At 71.6% G+C, this 17,951-nt stretch carries 18 protein-coding genes and 1 pseudogene; 8 read left to right on the top strand and 11 right to left on the bottom strand.

Translation table 11 applies throughout. The features are described 5' to 3' along the window. Positions 1–415 precede the first annotated feature (415 nt). Both ACIP60_RS17005 and ACIP60_RS17000 read left to right on the top strand, forming a co-directional pair. Complete coding sequence (locus ACIP60_RS17005; RefSeq protein WP_400684787.1) at positions 416–1,879, top strand: ricin-type beta-trefoil lectin domain protein; 1,464 nt, start codon at positions 416–418, stop codon at positions 1,877–1,879. A 32-nt stretch (positions 1,880–1,911) separates the two neighbouring features. Continuing rightward, a complete protein-coding gene (locus tag ACIP60_RS17000) occupies positions 1,912–4,089 on the top strand; it encodes an RICIN domain-containing protein (protein ID WP_400684784.1) in 2,178 nt (725 codons plus the stop codon). A gap of 99 nt (positions 4,090–4,188) precedes the next feature. Here the strand turns inward: ACIP60_RS17000 and ACIP60_RS16995 are convergent, their stop codons facing one another. After that, entirely contained in the window at positions 4,189–4,569 is a 381-nt protein-coding gene (locus ACIP60_RS16995; protein WP_400684781.1) for a VOC family protein, read from the bottom strand. 193 nt (positions 4,570–4,762) lie between these two features. On the opposite strand from ACIP60_RS16995, the gene ACIP60_RS16990 reads away from it, so the two are divergent. Continuing rightward, the gene (locus ACIP60_RS16990; RefSeq protein ID WP_400684778.1) at positions 4,763–5,386 is read left to right on the top strand and encodes a VanZ family protein; all 624 of its coding nucleotides are present in this window, start codon (positions 4,763–4,765) and stop codon (positions 5,384–5,386) included. A gap of 61 nt (positions 5,387–5,447) precedes the next feature. Here the strand turns inward: ACIP60_RS16990 and ACIP60_RS16985 are convergent, their stop codons facing one another. The 5 genes from ACIP60_RS16985 to ACIP60_RS16965 form a co-directional block, all read right to left on the bottom strand. Then, positions 5,448–6,341, bottom strand: coding sequence for a class I SAM-dependent methyltransferase (locus ACIP60_RS16985; RefSeq protein WP_400684775.1), 894 nt, complete (start codon positions 6,339–6,341; stop codon positions 5,448–5,450). 93 nt (positions 6,342–6,434) lie between these two features. Beyond that, positions 6,435–7,013 carry a helix-turn-helix domain-containing protein gene (locus tag ACIP60_RS16980; protein WP_400684772.1) on the bottom strand — a complete coding sequence of 193 codons (579 nt, stop codon included), beginning with the start codon at positions 7,011–7,013 and terminating at the stop codon, positions 6,435–6,437. A 48-nt stretch (positions 7,014–7,061) separates the two neighbouring features. Beyond that, complete coding sequence (locus ACIP60_RS16975) at positions 7,062–7,781, bottom strand: hypothetical protein (protein ID WP_400684769.1); 720 nt, start codon at positions 7,779–7,781, stop codon at positions 7,062–7,064. Positions 7,782–7,876: 95 nt separating this feature from the next. After that, on the bottom strand, positions 7,877–8,356 hold the full coding sequence (locus ACIP60_RS16970) for an Appr-1-p processing protein (RefSeq protein WP_400684766.1): 480 nt from the start codon (positions 8,354–8,356) through the stop codon (positions 7,877–7,879). A 276-nt stretch (positions 8,357–8,632) separates the two neighbouring features. Continuing rightward, complete coding sequence (locus ACIP60_RS16965) at positions 8,633–9,535, bottom strand: hypothetical protein (protein WP_400684764.1); 903 nt, start codon at positions 9,533–9,535, stop codon at positions 8,633–8,635. 615 nt (positions 9,536–10,150) lie between these two features. Between ACIP60_RS16965 and ACIP60_RS16960 the strand changes: the two genes are divergently transcribed. The 3 genes and pseudogenes from ACIP60_RS16960 to ACIP60_RS16950 all read left to right on the top strand — a co-directional run bounded on the left by ACIP60_RS16960 (position 10,151) and on the right by ACIP60_RS16950 (position 12,341). Continuing rightward, entirely contained in the window at positions 10,151–10,597 is a 447-nt protein-coding gene (locus tag ACIP60_RS16960; protein WP_400684761.1) for a replication initiator, read from the top strand. A gap of 218 nt (positions 10,598–10,815) precedes the next feature. Further along, the gene (locus tag ACIP60_RS16955) at positions 10,816–11,025 is read left to right on the top strand and encodes a helix-turn-helix domain-containing protein (protein ID WP_400684758.1); all 210 of its coding nucleotides are present in this window, start codon (positions 10,816–10,818) and stop codon (positions 11,023–11,025) included. Beyond that, positions 11,025–12,341, top strand: a pseudogene (locus tag ACIP60_RS16950) (tyrosine-type recombinase/integrase). Before ACIP60_RS16955 ends, ACIP60_RS16950 begins: the two are co-directional and overlap by 1 nt. 105 nt (positions 12,342–12,446) lie before the next feature. Here the strand turns inward: ACIP60_RS16950 and ACIP60_RS16945 are convergent. Together ACIP60_RS16945 and ACIP60_RS16940 are read right to left on the bottom strand one after the other, a co-directional pair. Further along, a complete protein-coding gene (locus ACIP60_RS16945) occupies positions 12,447–12,707 on the bottom strand; it encodes a hypothetical protein (RefSeq protein ID WP_400684755.1) in 261 nt (86 codons plus the stop codon). Further along, on the bottom strand, positions 12,707–13,522 hold the full coding sequence (locus ACIP60_RS16940; protein WP_400684752.1) for a polymorphic toxin-type HINT domain-containing protein: 816 nt from the start codon (positions 13,520–13,522) through the stop codon (positions 12,707–12,709). The genes ACIP60_RS16945 and ACIP60_RS16940 overlap by 1 nt, the downstream gene beginning before the upstream one ends. A 31-nt stretch (positions 13,523–13,553) precedes the next feature. On the opposite strand from ACIP60_RS16940, the gene ACIP60_RS16935 reads away from it, so the two are divergent. Beyond that, the gene (locus ACIP60_RS16935) at positions 13,554–13,994 is read left to right on the top strand and encodes a LamG domain-containing protein (RefSeq protein ID WP_400684749.1); all 441 of its coding nucleotides are present in this window, start codon (positions 13,554–13,556) and stop codon (positions 13,992–13,994) included. Positions 13,995–14,103: 109 nt separating this feature from the next. Beyond that, a complete protein-coding gene (locus tag ACIP60_RS16930) occupies positions 14,104–14,541 on the top strand; it encodes a hypothetical protein (RefSeq protein WP_400684746.1) in 438 nt (145 codons plus the stop codon). A 29-nt stretch (positions 14,542–14,570) separates the two neighbouring features. On the opposite strand, the gene ACIP60_RS16925 is transcribed toward ACIP60_RS16930, so the two are convergent. From ACIP60_RS16925 to ACIP60_RS16915, 3 genes are read right to left on the bottom strand one after another with little or no spacing between them, the layout of a single operon-like run. Further along, entirely contained in the window at positions 14,571–15,569 is a 999-nt protein-coding gene (locus ACIP60_RS16925; RefSeq protein WP_400684743.1) for a TIGR03842 family LLM class F420-dependent oxidoreductase, read from the bottom strand. 31 nt (positions 15,570–15,600) lie between these two features. Then, positions 15,601–16,989, bottom strand: coding sequence for a dihydropyrimidinase (hydA, locus tag ACIP60_RS16920; protein WP_400684740.1), 1,389 nt, complete (start codon positions 16,987–16,989; stop codon positions 15,601–15,603). Between the two features lie 5 nt (positions 16,990–16,994). After that, the gene (locus tag ACIP60_RS16915; RefSeq protein ID WP_400684737.1) at positions 16,995–17,837 is read right to left on the bottom strand and encodes a nitrilase-related carbon-nitrogen hydrolase; all 843 of its coding nucleotides are present in this window, start codon (positions 17,835–17,837) and stop codon (positions 16,995–16,997) included. Positions 17,838–17,951: the final 114 nt, after the last annotated feature.

Raw genomic sequence — 17,951 nt, 5'->3', positions numbered from 1 at the left:
GCCTTCCCGGCGCCCGCCCGGGGCTCTGTGATGACCTGCCGGTTGAAGTCCCCGGCCGTGGGGGGCGCCTTCCCGCTCCCCGCCGTCGGCGGGCCACCGGTGCGGCCGCCCCGGGCGACTTCCATTTGTTAACAAACACAACTGGGCACGTCCCGCTGCGGCGCTCCACGCCGGGCCGCTCCGTGCACGGTCTTCGAGTCCTGTACGCACGGGGGTTGACGTGGCCGCGCAGACCCCCCTAACTTCACGTCTTGAAAAAGGTCCAGACCAAAGCCGGCGGGGCTGCTGGCCACCACCACTGATTCCCCCTCAGGGGGATGATCCGCCCTGCTCGGACCACTCCGGACGCTCCCTCAGGCATCGCTTCGCGTTCACTAACTGAACGAGTGAACGTTCTCCCCCACGAGGAGCCGCCTTGATCCGCACCCGTCTGCGCCCCCGCGCCGAAGGCCGTACCGGCACCCGCCTCCGGGCCGTCGCCGCCGCCGTCGCGCTGCCCGCCACCGTCGCCGGCCTGCTGGTGGCCGGTGCCGGCCCGGCCTCGGCCGCGGCCAACGCCGGGCCGGGCTTCCCGGCGCACTACGCCGCGCCGTACCTGGAGACCTGGAACTCGCCGAACACGCTGGCGAACGCCCGCACCAGCGGCGGGCTGAAGTACGTGACCCTCGCCTTCGTGATCAGCGACGGCAGCTGCAACGCCACGTTCAACGGCAACACCTCGATCACGGACGCCGGTTGGACCAGCGCGATCAACGCGCACCGGGCGGCCGGCGGCGACGTGATCGCCAGCTTCGGCGGCGCCTCCGGCACCGAGCTGGGCCAGGCGTGCACCAGCGTCTCCAGCCTCCAGGCCCAGTACAAGCGGGTGGTGGACGCGCTCAACCTGACCAGGATCGACCTGGACATCGAGGGCGGCGCGCTGAACGACACCACCGCCAACGACCGCCGCAACCAGGCGCTGGCCCAGCTCCAGCAGGCCCAGGCGGCCGCGGGCAAGCGGCTGGACGTCAACTACACGCTGCCGGTCAGCCCTTCGGGTCTCGAATCCAACTCGATCAGCCTGCTGAACAACGCGAAGAGCCGCGGCCTGACCGTCAACGCGGTCAACATCATGACGATGGACTACGGCCCGGCCATGGACATGGGCCAGGCCGCGATCAGCGCCGCCAACGGCCTGCACACCCAGCTCGGCCAGATCTGGACGTCCAAGACCTCCGACCAGCTGTGGGCGATGGAGGGCAACACCCCGATGATCGGGGTCAACGACACCACCGCCGAGGTGTTCACCACCGCCAACGCGCAGACCCTGGAGTCCTTCGCCGCGTCCAAGGGCATCCAGCTGCTGGCCTTCTGGGCGATCGGCCGCGACAAGGCGTGCGCCAGCAGCGGCACGCTCTCCGACAGCTGCAGCGGCACCCCGCAGTCGGCGTACCAGTTCTCCAAGACCTTCAACGCGCTCACCGGCGGCACCACCACCCCGCCGCCGACCGGTGGCCGCACCGGCCAGATCACCGGCTACGGCGGCAAGTGCGTGGACGTCGCGGCCGCCAGCTCGGCCAACGGCGCCGCCGTGCAGCTCTACGACTGCAACGGCACCGCCGCCCAGCAGTGGACGGTGGGCACCGACGGCACCGTCCGGGCGCTCGGCAAGTGCCTCGACCTCACCTCGGCCGGCACCGCCAACGGCACCCAGGCCCAGCTGTACGACTGCAACGGCACCGGCGCCCAGCAGTGGCAGGCGCAGTCCAACAAGACGCTGGTGAACCCGGCCTCCGGCCGCTGCCTGGACGCCACCGGCCCGTCCTCCGCGAACGGCACCCGGCTCCAGATCTGGGACTGCTTCGCCGGTTCCAACCAGCAGTGGAACCTGCCCGCCTGATCGCCCGTCGGCCCGAGAAAGGAGCAACCCCCTTGCGCAGCAACAGAATCCTCCCGCTCGCCGCGACCGTCGGCCTGCTCGCCTCCTCCGCGGTGCTGCTGGCCCCCGCCCCCGCCGCGCTGGCCGCCGTCCCGACCGGGGCGACCACCTTGGTGGCGCAGAACTCCGGCAAGTGCGTGGACGCCGCCGCGGCGGCCACCGCCAACGGCACCGCCGTCCAGCAGTACGCCTGCAACGGGACCACCGCCCAGCAGTGGCAGGTCCAGGACCTCGGCAACGGCTACGTCCGGATCAACAACCAGAACGACACCTCGAAGGCGCTGGACGTCACCGACGTCTCCACCGCGGACGCCGCCAAGATCCAGCTGTGGACGTACAGCGGCGGCCCGAACCAGCAGTGGCAGGCGGTCGCCGAGGCGAGCGGCGCCTACCACTTCGTCAACCGCAACAGCGGCAAGTGCCTGGACGTGCCGAGCGCCTCCACCGCCGACGCGGTGCAGCTGCAGCAGTACACCTGCAACGGCACCACCGCGCAGTCCTTCACCTTCGGGAGCACCGTCACGAACCCGCCCGGCACGCCCGACTTCGGGCCGAACGTGGCCGTCTTCGACCCGTCGACGCCCGCCGCGACCGTCCAGGCCAAGCTGAACGCGGTCTTCTCCCAGCAGGAGAGCAACCAGTTCGGCACCCAGCGCCAGGCCCTGCTGTTCAAGCCGGGCAGCTACAACGTGGACGCCAACGTCGGCTTCTACACCCAGGTCGCGGGCCTGGGCCTGTCCCCCGACGACGTCACCATCAACGGCGCGGTGCACGCCGAGGCGGACTGGTTCCAGGGCAACGCGACGCAGAACTTCTGGCGCTCCGCCGAGAACCTCTCGGTCAACCCGACCGGCGGCACCGACCGCTGGGCGGTCTCCCAGGCCGCGCCCTACCGCCGGATGCACGTGCGCGGCAACCTGCAACTGGACGACGGCGGCTGGTCCTCGGGCGGCTTCATCGCCGACTCGAAGATCGACGGCCAGGTCCGCTCCGGCTCCCAGCAGCAGTGGCTGTCGCGCAACGCGCAGTGGGGCAGCTGGACCGGTTCCAACTGGAACATGGTGTTCGTCGGCGACGTCAACGCGCCCGCCAACTCCTTCCCCAACCCGCCCTACACCACGGTCAACCAGACCCCGGTGGTGCGCGAGAAGCCCTTCCTGTACGTGGACTCCGCGGGCGCCTACAAGGTGTTCGTCCCGGCGCTGCGCTCCAACGCCTCCGGCACCAGCTGGGCGGGCGGCGCCCAGCAGGGCAGCTCGCTGCCGATCGACCAGTTCTTCATCGTCAAGCCGGGCGCGAGCGCGGCCGACATCAACGGGGCGCTGGCGCAGGGCAAGAACCTGCTGTTCACGCCGGGTGTCTACCACCTGAACCAGACCCTGAACATCAACCGCGCCGACACCGTGGTGCTCGGCCTGGGCCTGGCCACCCTCGTCCCGGACAACGGCATCACCGCCGTCAACGTCGCCGACGTGAACGGCGTGAAGCTGGCCGGCCTGCTGATCGACGCCGGGACGGTCAACTCGCCGGTGCTGATGCAGCTCGGCGCGGCCGGTTCCGCCGCCGACCACTCGGCCGACCCGACCTCGCTGCACGACGTCTTCTTCCGGATCGGCGGCGCGGGCGTCGGCAAGGCCACCCAGTCGCTGGTGGTCAACTCGAACAACGTGATCGGCGACCACATGTGGCTGTGGCGCGCGGACCACGGCAGCGGCGTCGGCTGGACCAGCAACACCGCCGCCAACGGGCTGGTCGTCAACGGCAACAACGTCACCATGTACGGGCTGTTCGTCGAGCACTACCAGCAGACCCAGGTGATCTGGAACGGCAACAACGGCCGGACGTACTTCTTCCAGAACGAGCTGCCGTACGACCCGCCGAACCAGACCGCCTGGATGAACGGCTCCACCCGCGGCTACCCGGCCTACAAGGTCGCCGACTCGGTGACCAACCACGAGGCCTGGGGCCTGGGCTCCTACGCCTACTTCAACGTCAACCCGTCCGTGGTCGAGGAGCACTCCTTCGAGGTCCCGAACCGCTCCACCGTCCGCTTCCACGACATGGTGACCGTCTCGCTCGGCGGCACCGGCACCATCGCCCACGTCATCAACTCCACCGGCGGACCGTCCAACTCGTCCACCAACGTGGCGAACCTGGTGGCCTACCCGTAAGGCCCCCGGACCCGGCCCCCACCGGAAAGGCGGCCGCCCCCTCCGTGCGGGAGGGGGCGGCCGCCGCCTTGCGCCTTACGCCTTACGCCGTGCGCCGGGTCAGTGGACGGGGGCCCGTTCGGCGGTGCCGCGCAGGACGCAGAACTCGTTGCCCTCCGGGTCGGCCAGCACCACCCAGCCGGTGCCGTCGGCGTCGCGGCGGTCGGCGACCAGGGCGGCGCCGAGGGCCAGCAGGCGTTCCGCCTCCGCGTCGCGGGTGGTCTCGGGCCGCAGGCAGAGGTGGACCCGGTTCTTGGCCGTCTTGGCCTCGGGCACCTGGTTGAAGTAGAGCACCAGCCCGTCCGCCAGGGTCACCTGCGTCTCGCGGTCGCCCGGCCGGCCGTCCGGGTCGACCGGGCGGCCCGTCACCGCGCCCCAGAACCGGGCCAGCCGGTAGGCGTCCGCACAGTCGATCGCCACGTTCTGCACCAGGGAGACCATGCAGACGAGTCTGCCGCACCGCCCGGCCGGAGGCCACCGGCCCGCGCCGGTCGGCGCGGCATGGGAGCGCTGCCACGGGGTATTCGGCGGTGGCACGGGGAACAGGGAGCGGAACGCGGGAATGGGGAGGGCCTCGACAGTGGGCAGAGTGCGGGCCACTTCGGCGGGAGCCGGGCAGCAGGAGGCACCGGCCGTGGACGTGGAACCGGTGGGCGGCCGGTCCTCGTCGTGGGACTGGAAGCGCTGGCGGACCCGGAAGCCCGGGAGCGCCCCGGCGGCGTCCGGGGACGTCCCGGTCGCCCCCGGGGACGCGGGCGCCCCGCGGGCCGAGCGGACCCGGCCGGCGTTCATGCAGCGGCGCGGGCCGTTCTCCGTCCTGGCCCGGTGGCTGATCCTGCTGGCGGGGCTGGTGCTGACCGTGGTGTTCGCGGTCGCGCTGGCCCGGGTGACGCTGGTGCCGGAGCCCGGCGCCCGGGACCTGGTGCACCCCAACTTCCACCTCGGCGCCTCGCTGCGCGGCTACCTGGACCAGCCCGCCGTCCGGGCCGCCGCCCAGCAGGTGGGCGGGAACATCCTGCTGGGCGCGCCGTTCGGGGTGCTGCTGCCGGTGCTGTTCCCCCGGCTGCGCAGCGTGCTGGCGGCGACCGCGCTGACCGCGCTGGTGATGGTCACGGTCGAGGCGGCGCAGGGCCTGCTGGTGGAGGGCCGGGCGTTCGACGTGGACGACGTCCTGCTGAACACGCTCGGCGCCCTGCTGGCCCACCTGCTGCTGGGCCGCCGGATCGGCCGCGCCCTGTACGAGCGGCGCCGGGCCTGAAGCACCGGACGCGGGGGCCGGGCGGTCGGCCTCGGCGGTGCGGGCCTCGGCGAGGTGGGCGTCAGCGGCGGGCGGCCCAGACCTGGCGTTCGGTGCGCACCGCGAGGTCCTCGCGCAGCGCGACGCTGTCCGGGCCGTCGGCGTCGGTCAGCCGGTCGAGGGCGGCCAGGTCGGCGGGGTCGAGCGCCTCCGCGGCGGCGGAGCGGATCCGGCGCAGGGTGGCCAGGGCGTAGCGGCCGACGGACGGGTGCTCGGTGGCGTCGATGTGGACGGTGACGGTGCGCTCGCCGGTGACGGTGAACCCGGCGGCGGTCAGCAGCGGTCCCCAGTCGGCGCCCCGGTGCGGGACGTGCTCGGCGTGGAAGTGGTCGGTCGCGCGCTGGCAGCGCTCCTCCAGGCCGGGGCGCTCGGCGGGCGCGTCCGGCGGCAGGAAGCGCGGGAAGCCGGCCAGCTCGACCAGGGCGAACACGCCGTCCGGGGCGAGGAGTTCGCGGACGCGGCGCAGGGCCCGGTCGGGGTCGGCCAGGTGGTGCATCGAGGCGGACGCCCAGATCAGGTCGGACCGGCCGAGTTCGGGCCAGTCGGCCTCGTCCAGGTCGGCCTGCACGGTGGTGATCCGGTCCGCCAGGCCCAGCGCGTGCGCCTTCTCGCGCAGGCGCAGCAGGTGGCCGGGCGAGGCGTCGACGGCGGTGACCCGGGCCCCGGGGAAGCGGCCCAGCAGCGCGAAGGTGCCGGCGCCGGTGCCGGCCCCGAGGTCGACGACGTGCCGCGGGTCGGCGTCCAGCGGCAGCCAGTCGGTGATCGCGGCGAGGTGCTCGGCCAGCACCTCGGCGTCCAGGTCGAGGACCTCGGCCTGCCCGGCGTCGTCCTCGACCGGGTGCTGGTGGTGGGCGTGGGCGTGCCCGTGGGCGGGGGCGTGCCCGTGGGCGGGGACGTGGGGCTGCGGGTGGCTCATGTGTGCCACCGTACGGCCGTCATGCGCGTGGGGCACGCACCCTCCCGGAATGCGCAAGACGGTGCCGTTCCCGCTTGCCGCAGGCGCAAGCCGTCAGCAGCGGTGCGGGCCGGGGTCGGGCTGGTGGCCGCGGCGGGCGTCGCGGTCGAAGATGCCGAGGACCTCGCACGGCCCGCCCTCGGCGCCGATGGCGTGCGGCATCATCGTGGGGAACTCGGCGGCCTGGTGGGTGGCGAGCCGGATCCGGCGGTGGCCGAGCATCAGGATCGCGGTGCCCGAGAGCACGACCAGCCACTCCCGGCCGGGGTGGGCGCGCATCCGGGCCGGGTTGTCGGGCGGCGGCTCGGTCATCCGCTGGCGCACCACGCTGATCCCCGGGTCGCCCTTGACCGGCCAGCGCATGGTGCCGTGCGGCCCGTCGACCGTCGGGCTGATCACCACGTCCTCGGCGGCGGTCTCCACCAACTGGTCCAGCGTGGTGTCCAGCGCCCTTGCCAGGGTCACGAGTTGGTCGAGCGCGAGCCGGCGCTGCCCGTTCTCGATCCGGCTCAGCGAGGACTGGCTGAGGTTGGCCCGGCCCGCCAGTTCCTCCAGCGACCAGCCCTGCGCGACCCGCAGCGCGCGGATCCGCTTGCGGACCAGCCCGTCCAGGTCACCGGCGTCTTCCGTCATGCGCAGCATCGTAGGCCGCCGCACCGGCTCCCCCCGGTCGCCGGGGCGCTACCGCGGGTCGGGGACGACGTGGGCGAGCGGACGGTCGACGTCGACCAGGCAGGAGATGACCCGCTGGTGCAGGTCGCCGATCCGGTCCCGGACGGTGACCCGGACGTACAGGTCCCGGACCACCGCGAGGGCGGGTTCGGCGAACCAGCCGAGCAGGAAGCTGCTCTCGCCGCCGATGAAGCTGTTCGGACGGATGGACGCGAAACGGTAGTCGGCTCCGGAGCGCAGCCCGTACCCGGCGACGGCCGCGACGGCCCCGTCCCGCCCGGTCCACCCCGTACTCGGGCCCGGCCCGTCGGGCCCGTCGGGGGCCCGCGCCCCCGCCTCGGCCACCGGGTCGGGAAAGAAGTCCAGGCGGTACTCGAGGGAGACCACCACCACCGCGCCGCTCCCGCCGTTGCGCAGGTGGCTGGCCCAGGCGAGTGCCCCGTCGGGGGCGTGGCCGACCGCCGGCCAGCCGGTGTTGCCCAGCAGCGGACGGACGGTACGGGCGAACTGGGCGCGGGCGACGATCGCCCCGATCGCGGCCAGCAGCGCGGCGGTCGCGCTCTGCGTGTCGAGCAGCTGCCAGGACCACGGCCAGGAGCGCAGCCCCCGCGCGGACAGGTTCTGCCGCACCATGGTGTGCACGAACAGCAGGACGGCCGCCGCGGCCAGCCCGTTGAGCGTCCAGGTGACGAACGGGTTGCGCCGCACCACCCGTTGCCGCAGGTCCATGCGTCCCCCTCCCCCTGCTCCCCCGGTGCGCTCCCAGCGTCCCGCCGATCGGGCCGGTGCGGAAGAGGGCCTGCCCGCGGCGGCGGGCCGACCGGTCAGGGGTCGTAGACCGTCACCGGTACGCCCCGGGCGGTGAGGCGGTCGGTGACCAGGGGTTCGATCCGCTCCCACCTGCCGCCGGCCAGGCCGCAGCCGATCCGCGGCATGTGCACGGAGGCCCCGAGCCGGACGGCCTCGGCGGCCAGGGCGGCCAGGGCGGTGTCGATCGCCTCGTAGCGGACCGGGACACCGGTGGAACGGCCGGTCCGGATGCCGCGCTGGCCCACCGTGTTGGCCACCCACAGACAAGGCGCGACCCGCACCAACTGGACCGCCCCCAGCCCGAAGTCGTTACCGGCCCGCTCCCGGTGCCAACGGCGGAACGCGGCCTCCGGTCCGGGCCAGCGCCGGGAGAGCGCCAGCACGAAGCCCCTGCCCCACCCCCCGAGGTCGTTGCAGACGTGCGCGATGATCCGCGGCCCCTCGCCCTGCGGCGCGGTGGCGTCGCCCCGCAGATAGGTGATCGTCCCAGCCATGCCGGCCATCCTCGCAGCCGCCACCGACAGCCACCGGAGCCGGTGACAGCACGTCAGGGCCCCGCCCGGTAAGCCCAGAGCCGGAGGTTCAGGCCCGTGCCCTCCCGGTCGATCCCGACCCACCGGTCGGCGACACCAGTGCCGAACGGCCCGGTACGCCAACCGACGCTCCGGACGGTGTCGGTGACGGTCTCCCGGGCCGCCTCGACGAAGGCCCGCCACGCTCGGCACGCATCGACCCACCCAGCAGCTGTAGGGCGTCCCTACGCCTGCCCTTTACCGTCCGGAGGCGCGGGGCACGGCGTCCGCACCGCGCTCGCCGACGGCGGCGACCAGCTCGCGGGCGCGCTCGGCGGCCTGCGCCCGCGAGTCGAACGGCAGGGTGACGCTGCGGGGTTCCGGTCCGCCGACCTCGATGTTCACCTCGTAGCCCGGCATCCTGCGGATCTTTCGCACGAGGACCGACACCAGTCTCCCGACACCGATCACCACGGCGGCCACGAGCGCGACCAGCAGACCATCCGGCAGCGCCGCAGCGCCCCAGTCCAGCTTCACCCCGCCGGGGCCGGTCAACCGGACCACCACCGGGACACCGTCCGGACCGACGACCGCATCCCCCCGCGGCTGACTGCCCGTCCGGCCCGCACCACCGTCCAGCTCCAGCAACCCGGCCGCGTCCCCGCCGCCGAGGCGTGCCGCCCGCATGGCGACGATCCGGTGCCCGACCTCCTCGACGCTGCTCCTGTCACGGCTCGCCGTTCCCCCGACCGGCAGGACCCGGCCGTCGCGCAGCCGCAACTCGACCAGCCAGTAGTCGGCCGCGTCCGTTCCCCGTCCGGCACGGACGACAACCGCCGCGACCTCCCCCCAGGGGGTACGGCGAGAGGGCCCGATCGACCGCTCGACAACGCCGTCCTGGTCGATGACCAGCCCCATCCGGACCGCACGGAAGCACCACACCGCGGAAATGACCGTCAGGACCACGAAGAACACCCGCGATCCGACCGATGACCTGGCCATGCTGACGACCGAGATCACCAGGAACACCAGCCCTGCGGCCACCAGGACCATCCGAACAGGGTCGCTACTCTTCACCGGCTTCATGGGCCCCCCACCGTGTCGGCTGCTCAGCGCCCAGCCCCAGCTCCCCCAAACCGCCAGCCTCGACGCGGGCGTCATCCTACTGGTCTTACCGGAATGAAACAGGTGGCCACCAGCAACACCCGCCCCCAGCGACAGCCGCCAGGAACGGCTATACCGAATGCCGCCACCACTCCGGTTCAACCGCTGAAACCAACCCGCCGAAGTACCGATCATCCCACCAGTCACGGGACAGCCTCCAGGAAACGGCGGCCCGGCGTCGCGGTCGGAGCGGGCTCAGGACGACGGCGAGGGCGATCAGTTCCGCAACCACGAGGGCCGCGACACCGACCCAGCCGTACGGCAGGCTCACCGCAGCCGGTAGGGCCAGCAGCAGGGTGACCCCTTGCAGGAAGGCGGCGGTCCCCGCCGGTTGCCGGGCCAGCCGCCCCTTATGGCTATGCGTCACCGCAGCAGCAGGAAGAGGAGGCAGACGGCCGCGAGCAGGGCGAAGAACGGCACTGCGATCACGCTTCCCATCTCTCCGCCGCCGGATGAACAGTCACCACTTGACCGGCTTCCGACCGACCGGGCTCTACTTCCCATGCCCCGAGCAGCACCAACACAACTTCTCGATTGGACGGTTGCTGCTCGGAGTCACCCTGCCCGACAGAAGAGACGCGTCCCGACACGGTTGCTCTGGACCTGCGCCACGTGGCAAGCCTCGCCATACGGGAACCTGACCCACCTGCTCAACCTGCCCGATGCGTCTCGATCAGCGTCGTCTCGGACGCGGTCGGGGAACGCGAACTCGCTTGGGGCGAAAAGCTCGACGTTCGCGAAATCGCTGCCTACGCGGCCAAGTACGCCGCCAAGTCCGCCGACTCCTCCGGCGCTCTTGACTGCGCCCTGTTCTGCCGCTTCTGCCAGGGACGCGGCATGACCCTGACCGGCCACGGAACCCCGCTCACGTACACCGCCTGCGGCGGCACCGGACAGGCCCGGCCGCTACCCCGCCTCGCCGTCGAACGCCACGTGCGGCAGATGATCCGCACCTGCTGGGAGTTGGGCAAGCGCCCGGAGTTCGCCGACCTCAAGCTCTGGAAGTGGGCGCACATGCTCGGTTTCTGCGGCCACTTCTCCACCAAGTCCCGCTGCTAGTCCGTCACCCTCGGCCAACTCCGCGACGACCGCCGCGCCTGGCGCACCGAACAAGCCTGCGCACACGCCGGCCTGCCCGGCCTTGGCCCGACCACGGCCTTCGTCATCGGCCACTGGGCCCACCACGGCTCGGGCCACAGCCCTGGGATGGCACTTCTCGCCGCCGTCTGGTACCGCAGAGAACTGGAGCGGCAGTTCACCACAGAGGGCGGCTGCTGATGAGCACGTTGCTCACGGCCCCGAGCACGGACGAAGACCTGCTGACAGTCCCCCAGGTCATGGCCCGCCTCCAACTCGGCCGCTCCGCCGTCTACGACCTGCTCCGCACCCGGCAGCTCGCCTCCATCACCCTCGGCCGCGCCCGCCGCATCCCCGCCCACGCGCTCACCGACTTCATCCGCACCCGCCTCGAACAGGACGCCGCCTGATGACCACACACCGCGACACCCCCGCCTCCCGCCGCGTCCGTGCCAATGGCGACGGAACCGTCTACCAGCGCAAGGACGGCCGCTGAGAAGCCGCCGGCTACGTCCTCGCCCCCGGCGACACCCGCAAGCGCGTCCGCGTCTACGGCACCACCCGCAAGGAAGCCCTCGCCAAACTCACCGAGAAGATCGCCACCAGCAACCGCGGCGTCCCCGCCCCGTCCGTGCAGGGGAGTGTCGGCGCCTACCTGACGTACTGGCTGGAGAACGTCGCTATCCACCAGCTCCGCGAGACCACCCACCCCCGCTACACCGCCTGCGTAAACCAGTACCTCATCCCCGGCCTCGGCAAGAAGAAGCTCGCCAAACTCGCCGCGAAGGACGTGCGCACCTGGCTGAACAGGCTGCGGACCGTCTGCCAGTGCTGCGCACGCGGCATCGACGCCCGCCGGAAGCCTGATGCTCAGGCCGACCACCGGCCGCGCTGCTGCGCTATCGGCAAGTGCTGCCGCAAACTCCTCTCCCCGCTAACGCTCGCCTACATCCACTCCGTGTTGAAGTCCGCCCTGGAGCACGCGGTACGCGAGGAAGAGATCCCCCGCAACGTCCGTGCCGGAACACCCCGGCCCCGCCGGTTCGAACCCCTCACCGCCGACGAGGCCCGCTCCTTCCTCTCTGCCGCGCAGGGGCACCGCCTGCACGCCCTGTTCGAACTGGCCCTCCGAACCGGACTCCGCAAGGGCGAACTTCTCGGCCTGCGCTGGGAAGACCTCGACTTGGCGGGCGGCACCGCCAGTATCCGCCGCACCCTCCAGCGCACCAGCACAGGCGGCCTGACTACCCTGCCGACCAAGACGATCAGCTCGGAGCGCCGCATCGCCCTCCCGGCCGCCTGCGTCGCCTCGCTCCGCGCGCACCACGACCGGCAGGCCCGAGAGAAGCAGCAGGCCGGCGCAGGCTGGGTGAACACCGGCCTCGTCTTCACCCGCCCGGACGGCCACCCCATCGAGCCCGCCACCCTCACACGGCACTTCAACGCGCTGCTCCGTCACTCCCGCCTGCGGGCGATCCGGTTCCACGACCTGAGGCACTCGACCGCGACCCTCCTCCTGGAACAGGGCGTCGAACTCGTCATCATCAAGGAGCTGTTGGGTCACGCCCACATCGGCGTCACCGCGACCGTGTACGCCCACGTCCGGCTCCGCCTCCAACGCGACGCCATCGACCTTCTCAGCCGCACGCTCGGAAGGCACTCCGAAGCCGCCAACGAGCCCGACGACGGTGACGATCCGACGGTTTGTGCAGCACCCGTACGCTGACGTTGCCGTCAACTACTGCCGTCAAGACGTCATGAAGCCCTCCCCGGAATCACCCCGGGGAGGGCTTCATGCACGTTTGATCTCAGTCCAAGGAAACCCTGGGGATCAGTCTTCGCTAAGAAGACCGATAGCTTCGGGAAGCTCCAGAATTGCCCTCTTGCGCTCCGGATTATCCTCAAGTTCGGCACACTGAAGCAACAAGGAAGCGACCTCCCGACGCCCCTCTTCCGAGAGGCCTCGGAAGAGGGCAGCAGCTGGCTCAAGAATATCCGTGGCGACATCAGGGTCGATATCGCCGTCGTCGGTCAGGTCGATCGATACCACAACGCTTGCAAATGCTTGCGCCAGGACCTGGTTGACATCCATCAGGGCACCACCCTCACTCGAATGTTGGTGATCAGGAGGCTTCCGAGGACCCTCCGCGCTCGCACGGCCTCAGCTTCGGTGGGAACCTCCCACCGTCCCGTATAGCCGTTCTGCTCAAGCGCCAAGGACTGGTTCGTAGCCTGCCGATAGGTCTTGTTGAAGGTCGTGACGCTGACCTTCCGATCAATCATTACACCGTTTGTTGCATCAAACCCGTCAAACTTGATATCCGACAGCTTGTTCGCGCCAGCCTTGTAATACTGCAGCGCCGGAGCCAAGCCCGACCTGGAACCCGTAGCTCCAGCATCGTAAGTACGGGCAGCGGAGCTCATGTTGGCATTCTCATTGACCCAATGAACATCGCCATCGCAATTGTGAACCAGGACCGGCGTCGCCCCCGCCAGCACATAGTACGTGTGGAGGTCGGCGACAGTGAGGTTGTAGGCGGTCGTCGGGCCCGTGAGGTAGTTGGTCACCTTCAGGACCGTCACGGTGCTTCCGGTGTCCGTGCGTACCTTGTCGCCGGCCTCGAGCTCGGCGGCGTCGGTCCACTGGCCGGTGGTGACGTCCCAGAAGGGGTGGTGCTGGGTCGAGGTGAGCGTGTGCAGAGGGGCGGGGCCCTCGCCGGTGGTCAGGGTGAGGGTGGTGAATTCCTGGTCGTCCGGGGTGGTGAAGGTGTTGGTGACGGTTTCCGCGGACGTGGTGTCGGTCTCGGGGTCGGTCGCCGTGACCTGGTCGCCCTGGGCGAGTTGGTCGATGGGCTTGGCGGTGCCGTCGGCGAGCAGGACCGGCGCGGGGGCGCTCAGCCCGAACATCGCCAGCCCCGGTACCACCGGAAGCTACACCGTGAGCACCTGGGCGAAGATCAACAACACCGACGACTTCTCCACCGTCATGTCCCAGACCGCCCAGACCCGCAGCCCCTTCTACCTGCAGTACAGCAAGTCGGCCGGGACCTGGGCATTCGTCGGCACCTCCGCCGACAGCGCCGCCACCGCCTACTACACCGCCTCGGCCAACGCCCCCGCCGCCCCAGGGAAGTGGACCCACCTCGTCGGCACCTACGACGCGGGGAGCAAGACCATGACGCTGTACGTCAACGGCACCTACGCGGGCTCCACAGCGGTCCCGTCCACCTGGGCGTCCACCGGCCACCTCACCATCGGAGCCAACCGCTACCCCGACGGCAGCCTCGACAACAAGACCGCCGGCAACGTCGCCGACGCCCGCACCTACCCCTACGCCCTCAGCACCGAGCAGGTGGCCGCGCTCTACGCGGCCTCCTGAGCCGGCGGGGAATCCGACGGGAACCAGCCGGGGGCCCGGACCACACCGGGCCCCCGTCCCCGCTCCGTACCGACCCGACCCGACCGACCCCGTCGAAAGGCGAACCCCCATGTCCGGACAACCGCTCGGAACGACCAACCTCAAGCTCGACCTGCAGTCCGAGGCCAGGCGGGCCGTGCTGCGCGCCGATCCGACCGAGGCGCCGCGCCTGGTGCTGCTGGCCGTGGACGGGCCGAGCCAGTTCCTGATGGGCTTCCTGGGGCCGGTCGGCCTGCTCCTGATGAAGAGCTACTTCCTGACCGTCACGGAGCGGTCCGTCTACGTCCACCGCGGGCCCCGGGCGCGGAACCGGCCCGAGGAGCTGGTGCACGTCATCCCCCGTGAGCAGGCCGACGGCCTGGTCGCCCGGGTGCGGCGGGGGCGTGCCTGGAACGCCCTGTACCTGCGGTTGCCCGGCGGTGCGAAGCCGACCCGGCTGAACGTCTCGTTCCACTCCCGGCCCGAACTGGAGGGCTTCCTCAAGAAGTTCCCCGCGCCCGCGGCGTAGGACCGCCCTGCTCCGGTTCTGCCGCCGGATCAGGCCAGTGCCGGGATGACCTCCGTGCCGTAGGCGTCGATGACGGCCTCGCGGGCGTCGTGCATCGCGTAGAGGGCGAACTGGTCGACGCCCAGGTCGCGCAGGGTGCGGAGTTTCTCGATGTGGGCGGTGGCGGGGCCAAGGAGGCAGAAGCGGTCGACGATGGCGTCGGGGACGAAGTCGGTGGAGGGGTTGCCGGTGCGGCCGTGGTGGCTGTAGTCGTAGCCGTGGCGGTCCTTGATGTAGGCGGTGAGCTCCTCGGGGACGAGGTCGGAGTGCTCGCCGTACTTGGCGACCAGGTCGGCGACGTGGTTGCCGACCATGCCGCCGAACCAGCGGCACTGCTCGCGGGCGTGGGCGAGGTCGTCGCCGACGTAGGCGGGGGCGGCGACGCAGACGGTGACGGCGGCGGGGTCGCGGCCGGCCTCCTCGGCGGCCCGGCGGACGGCCTTGACCATCCACTCGGTGAGGTAGGGGTCGGCCAGTTGGAGGATGAACCCGTCCGCCTTCTGTCCGGCCAGGGCGAGCGCCCGGGGGCCGTACGCGGCCATCCAGACCGGCAGTCGGCCGTCCTTGATCCAGGGGATCCGGATCGGGGTGCCGTCGACCTCGGCCTCCCGCCCCTCGGCGAGGTCGCGGATCGCGTCGACGGCGGCGCCGAGCCGGGCCAGGGTGTTGGGGCGGCGTCCGGCCACCCGCATCGCGGAGTCGCCGCGGCCGATGCCGCACACCGTCCGGTTGCCGTACATGTCGTTGAGGGTGGCGAAGGTGGAGGCGGTGACCTCCCAGCTGCGGGTGGCCGGGTTGGTGACCATCGGGCCGACGTGCAGCCGTTCGGTGTGCTCCAGGATCCGGCTGTGGATGACGAAGGGCTCCTGCCAGAGCACGGCGGAGTCGAAGGTCCAGCCGTGGCTGAACCCAGCCCGTTCGGCGCGGCGCATCAGGTCGACGACCTCGGCGGCCGGCGGGTCGGTCTGCAGGACGAGTCCGAAGTCCACGGCGGGGGGCTCCTCGCGGATGAGGGGGTGGTCAGAGGTACTGGCAGGTGGAGCGGGGCAGGAAGGTGCCGTGCCCCGGGCGGCCGAGGTACTGGCCGCGGTCGAGCACCACCTCGCCGCGGGAGAGCACGGTCTCGACGCGTCCGGTGACGGTGCGGCCCTCGTACGCCGAGTAGTCGACGTTCATGTGGTGGGTGGCGGCGGAGAGGGTCTGCACGGCGTGCGGGTCGTAGATCACCAGGTCGGCGTCGGAGCCGGGGGCGATGGTGCCCTTGCGGGGGTGGAGGCCGAACATCCGGGCGGGGGCGGCGCAGGCGAGCTCGATCCAGCGGCGGCGGGTCAGGTGGCCGTCGACCACGGCCTGGTGGAGCAGGTCCATCCGGTGCTCGACGCCGGGCAGGCCGTTGGGGATCTTCGAGAAGTCGTCGCGGCCGAGGTCCTTCTGCCCCTTGAAGCAGAACGGGCAGTGGTCGGTGGAGACCACCTGGAGGTCGTCGGTGCGCAGGCCGCGCCAGAGCGCCGCCTGGTGGTCCCTGGGCCGCAGCGGGGTGGAGCAGACGTACTTGGCGCCCTCGAAGCCGGGCTCGGCCAGGTTGTCGGTGGACAGGAACAGGTACTGCGGGCAGGTCTCGCCGAAGACCGGCAGGCCGAGGTCGCGGGCGGCGGCCAGTTCGGCGAGCGCCTCGCGGGCGGAGACGTGCACCACGTACAGCGGCGCGCCGGCCACCCGGGCCAGTTGGATCGCCCGGTGGGTGGCCTCGGCCTCCAGCAGCGCCCGGCGGACCTCGCCGTGGTGGCGCGGGTCGGTCTCGCCGCGGGCCAGGGCCTGTTCGACCAGGACGTCGATGGCGGGGCCGTTCTCGGCGTGCAGCATGGTGAGCGCGCCGGTGTCGGCGGCCCGCTGCATGGCGCGCAGGATCTGCCCGTCGTCGGAGTAGAAGACGCCGGGGTAGGCCATGAACAGCTTGAACGAGGTGACGCCCTCGCCGACCAGGCCGGGCATCTCGTCCAGCGTCGCCGCGTTGACGTCCGAGACGATCATGTGGAAGGCGTAGTCGATCGCGCACCGGCCGTCGGCCTTGGCGTGCCAGTCGTCCAGTCCGGCGCGCAGCGGGGCGCCCTTGGTCTGGACGGCGAAGTCGATGATCGTGGTGGTCCCGCCCCAGGCCGCGGCCCGGGTGCCGGTCTCGAAGGTGTCCGAGGCGCGGGTGCCGCCGAACGGCATCTCCATGTGGGTGTGCGCGTCGACGCCGCCGGGGACGACGTACTTCCCGCTGGCGTCGAACACCCGCTCCGCGTGCCAGCGCTGGCTGCCGGGCAGGGCGAGCGCGACCACCCGGCCGTCCTCGACCAGCACGTCGGCGTGCGTCTCCTCGGCGGCGGTGACGACCAGGCCGCCGGTGATCAGGGTGCGGGCCATCGCGCTCAGCCCTCGGTCAGCGGGCCGTAGGCGTCCGGGCGCCGGTCCCGGTAGAACGCCCACTGCTGGCGAACCTCGTCGATCAGGCCGAGGTCCAGGTCCCGGACGACCAGTTCCTCGTGCTTGTCGGAGGCGACCTCGCCGACGAACTGCCCGCGCGGGTCGACGAAGTAGCTGGTGCCGTAGAAGTCGTCGTCGCCGTACTCCTCGACGCCGACCCGGTTGATCGCGGCGACGAAGTACTCGTTGGCGACCGCCGCGGCGGGCTGCTCCAGCTGCCACAGGTAGGCGGACAGGCCGCGGCTGGTCGCCGACGGGTTGTACACGATCTCCGCCCCGGCCAGGCCGAGCGCCCGCCAGCCCTCCGGGAAGTGCCGGTCGTAGCAGATGTACACGCCGACCTTCCCGACCGCCGTGTCGAACACCGGCCAGCCCAGGTTCCCGGGCTTGAAGTAGTACTTCTCCCAGAATCCGCGCACCTGCGGGATGTGGTGCTTGCGGTACTTGCCGAGGTAGCTGCCGTCGGCGTCGATCACGGCGGCGGTGTTGTAGAAGAAACCGGGCTTCTCGATCTCGTACACCGGGGCGACGATCACGATCCCCAACTCCCGGGCCAGCTCCCGCATCCGCCGCACCGTCGGCCCGTCCGGGACGGGCTCGGCCCAGGCGTAGTGCTCCGGCTCCTGCACCTGGCAGAAGTACGGGGCGTTGAACACCTCCTGGAACCCGATGATCCCCGCCCCCTGCCCGGCGGCGTCCCGCGCGGCCTGCTCGGCGGCGGCCAGCATGCTCTCCTTGTCGCCCGTCCACGCGGTCTGGAACAGGGCGGCCCTGACGACACGGCTCATGGCCGCAACTCCTCGGATCGACGGCACGGAAAACGCGCGAACGCGCGAACGCGCGAACGCGGAAACGCGCGGAACGGGGGCGCGGCGGGAAGGTGCCGCAGCGCTGTAGACCGT

It is taken from the genome of Kitasatospora sp. NPDC088783, from assembly GCF_044750705.1.
GTDB classification, from domain to species: Bacteria; Actinomycetota; Actinomycetes; order Streptomycetales; family Streptomycetaceae; genus Kitasatospora; species Kitasatospora fiedleri.
This window is presented reverse-complemented; position numbering and strand designations above follow the sequence as displayed.

Coding starts and splice junctions, on each gene's coding strand:
- ACIP60_RS16940 (WP_400684752.1), bottom strand. CDS start 13,522: ATGTTCGGGCTGAGCGCCCCCGCGCCGGTCCTGCTCGCCGACGGCACC.
- ACIP60_RS16995 (WP_400684781.1), bottom strand. CDS start 4,569: ATGGTCTCCCTGGTGCAGAACGTGGCGATCGACTGTGCGGACGCCTAC.
- ACIP60_RS16985 (WP_400684775.1), bottom strand. CDS start 6,341: ATGAGCCACCCGCAGCCCCACGTCCCCGCCCACGGGCACGCCCCCGCC.
- ACIP60_RS16945 (WP_400684755.1), bottom strand. CDS start 12,707: ATGGATGTCAACCAGGTCCTGGCGCAAGCATTTGCAAGCGTTGTGGTA.
- ACIP60_RS16955 (WP_400684758.1), top strand. CDS start 10,816: ATGAGCACGTTGCTCACGGCCCCGAGCACGGACGAAGACCTGCTGACA.
- hydA (WP_400684740.1), bottom strand. CDS start 16,989: ATGGCCCGCACCCTGATCACCGGCGGCCTGGTCGTCACCGCCGCCGAG.
- ACIP60_RS16915 (WP_400684737.1), bottom strand. CDS start 17,837: ATGAGCCGTGTCGTCAGGGCCGCCCTGTTCCAGACCGCGTGGACGGGC.
- ACIP60_RS16970 (WP_400684766.1), bottom strand. CDS start 8,356: ATGGCTGGGACGATCACCTATCTGCGGGGCGACGCCACCGCGCCGCAG.
- ACIP60_RS16930 (WP_400684746.1), top strand. CDS start 14,104: ATGTCCGGACAACCGCTCGGAACGACCAACCTCAAGCTCGACCTGCAG.
- ACIP60_RS16980 (WP_400684772.1), bottom strand. CDS start 7,013: ATGACGGAAGACGCCGGTGACCTGGACGGGCTGGTCCGCAAGCGGATC.
- ACIP60_RS16975 (WP_400684769.1), bottom strand. CDS start 7,781: ATGGACCTGCGGCAACGGGTGGTGCGGCGCAACCCGTTCGTCACCTGG.
- ACIP60_RS16965 (WP_400684764.1), bottom strand. CDS start 9,535: ATGACGCCCGCGTCGAGGCTGGCGGTTTGGGGGAGCTGGGGCTGGGCG.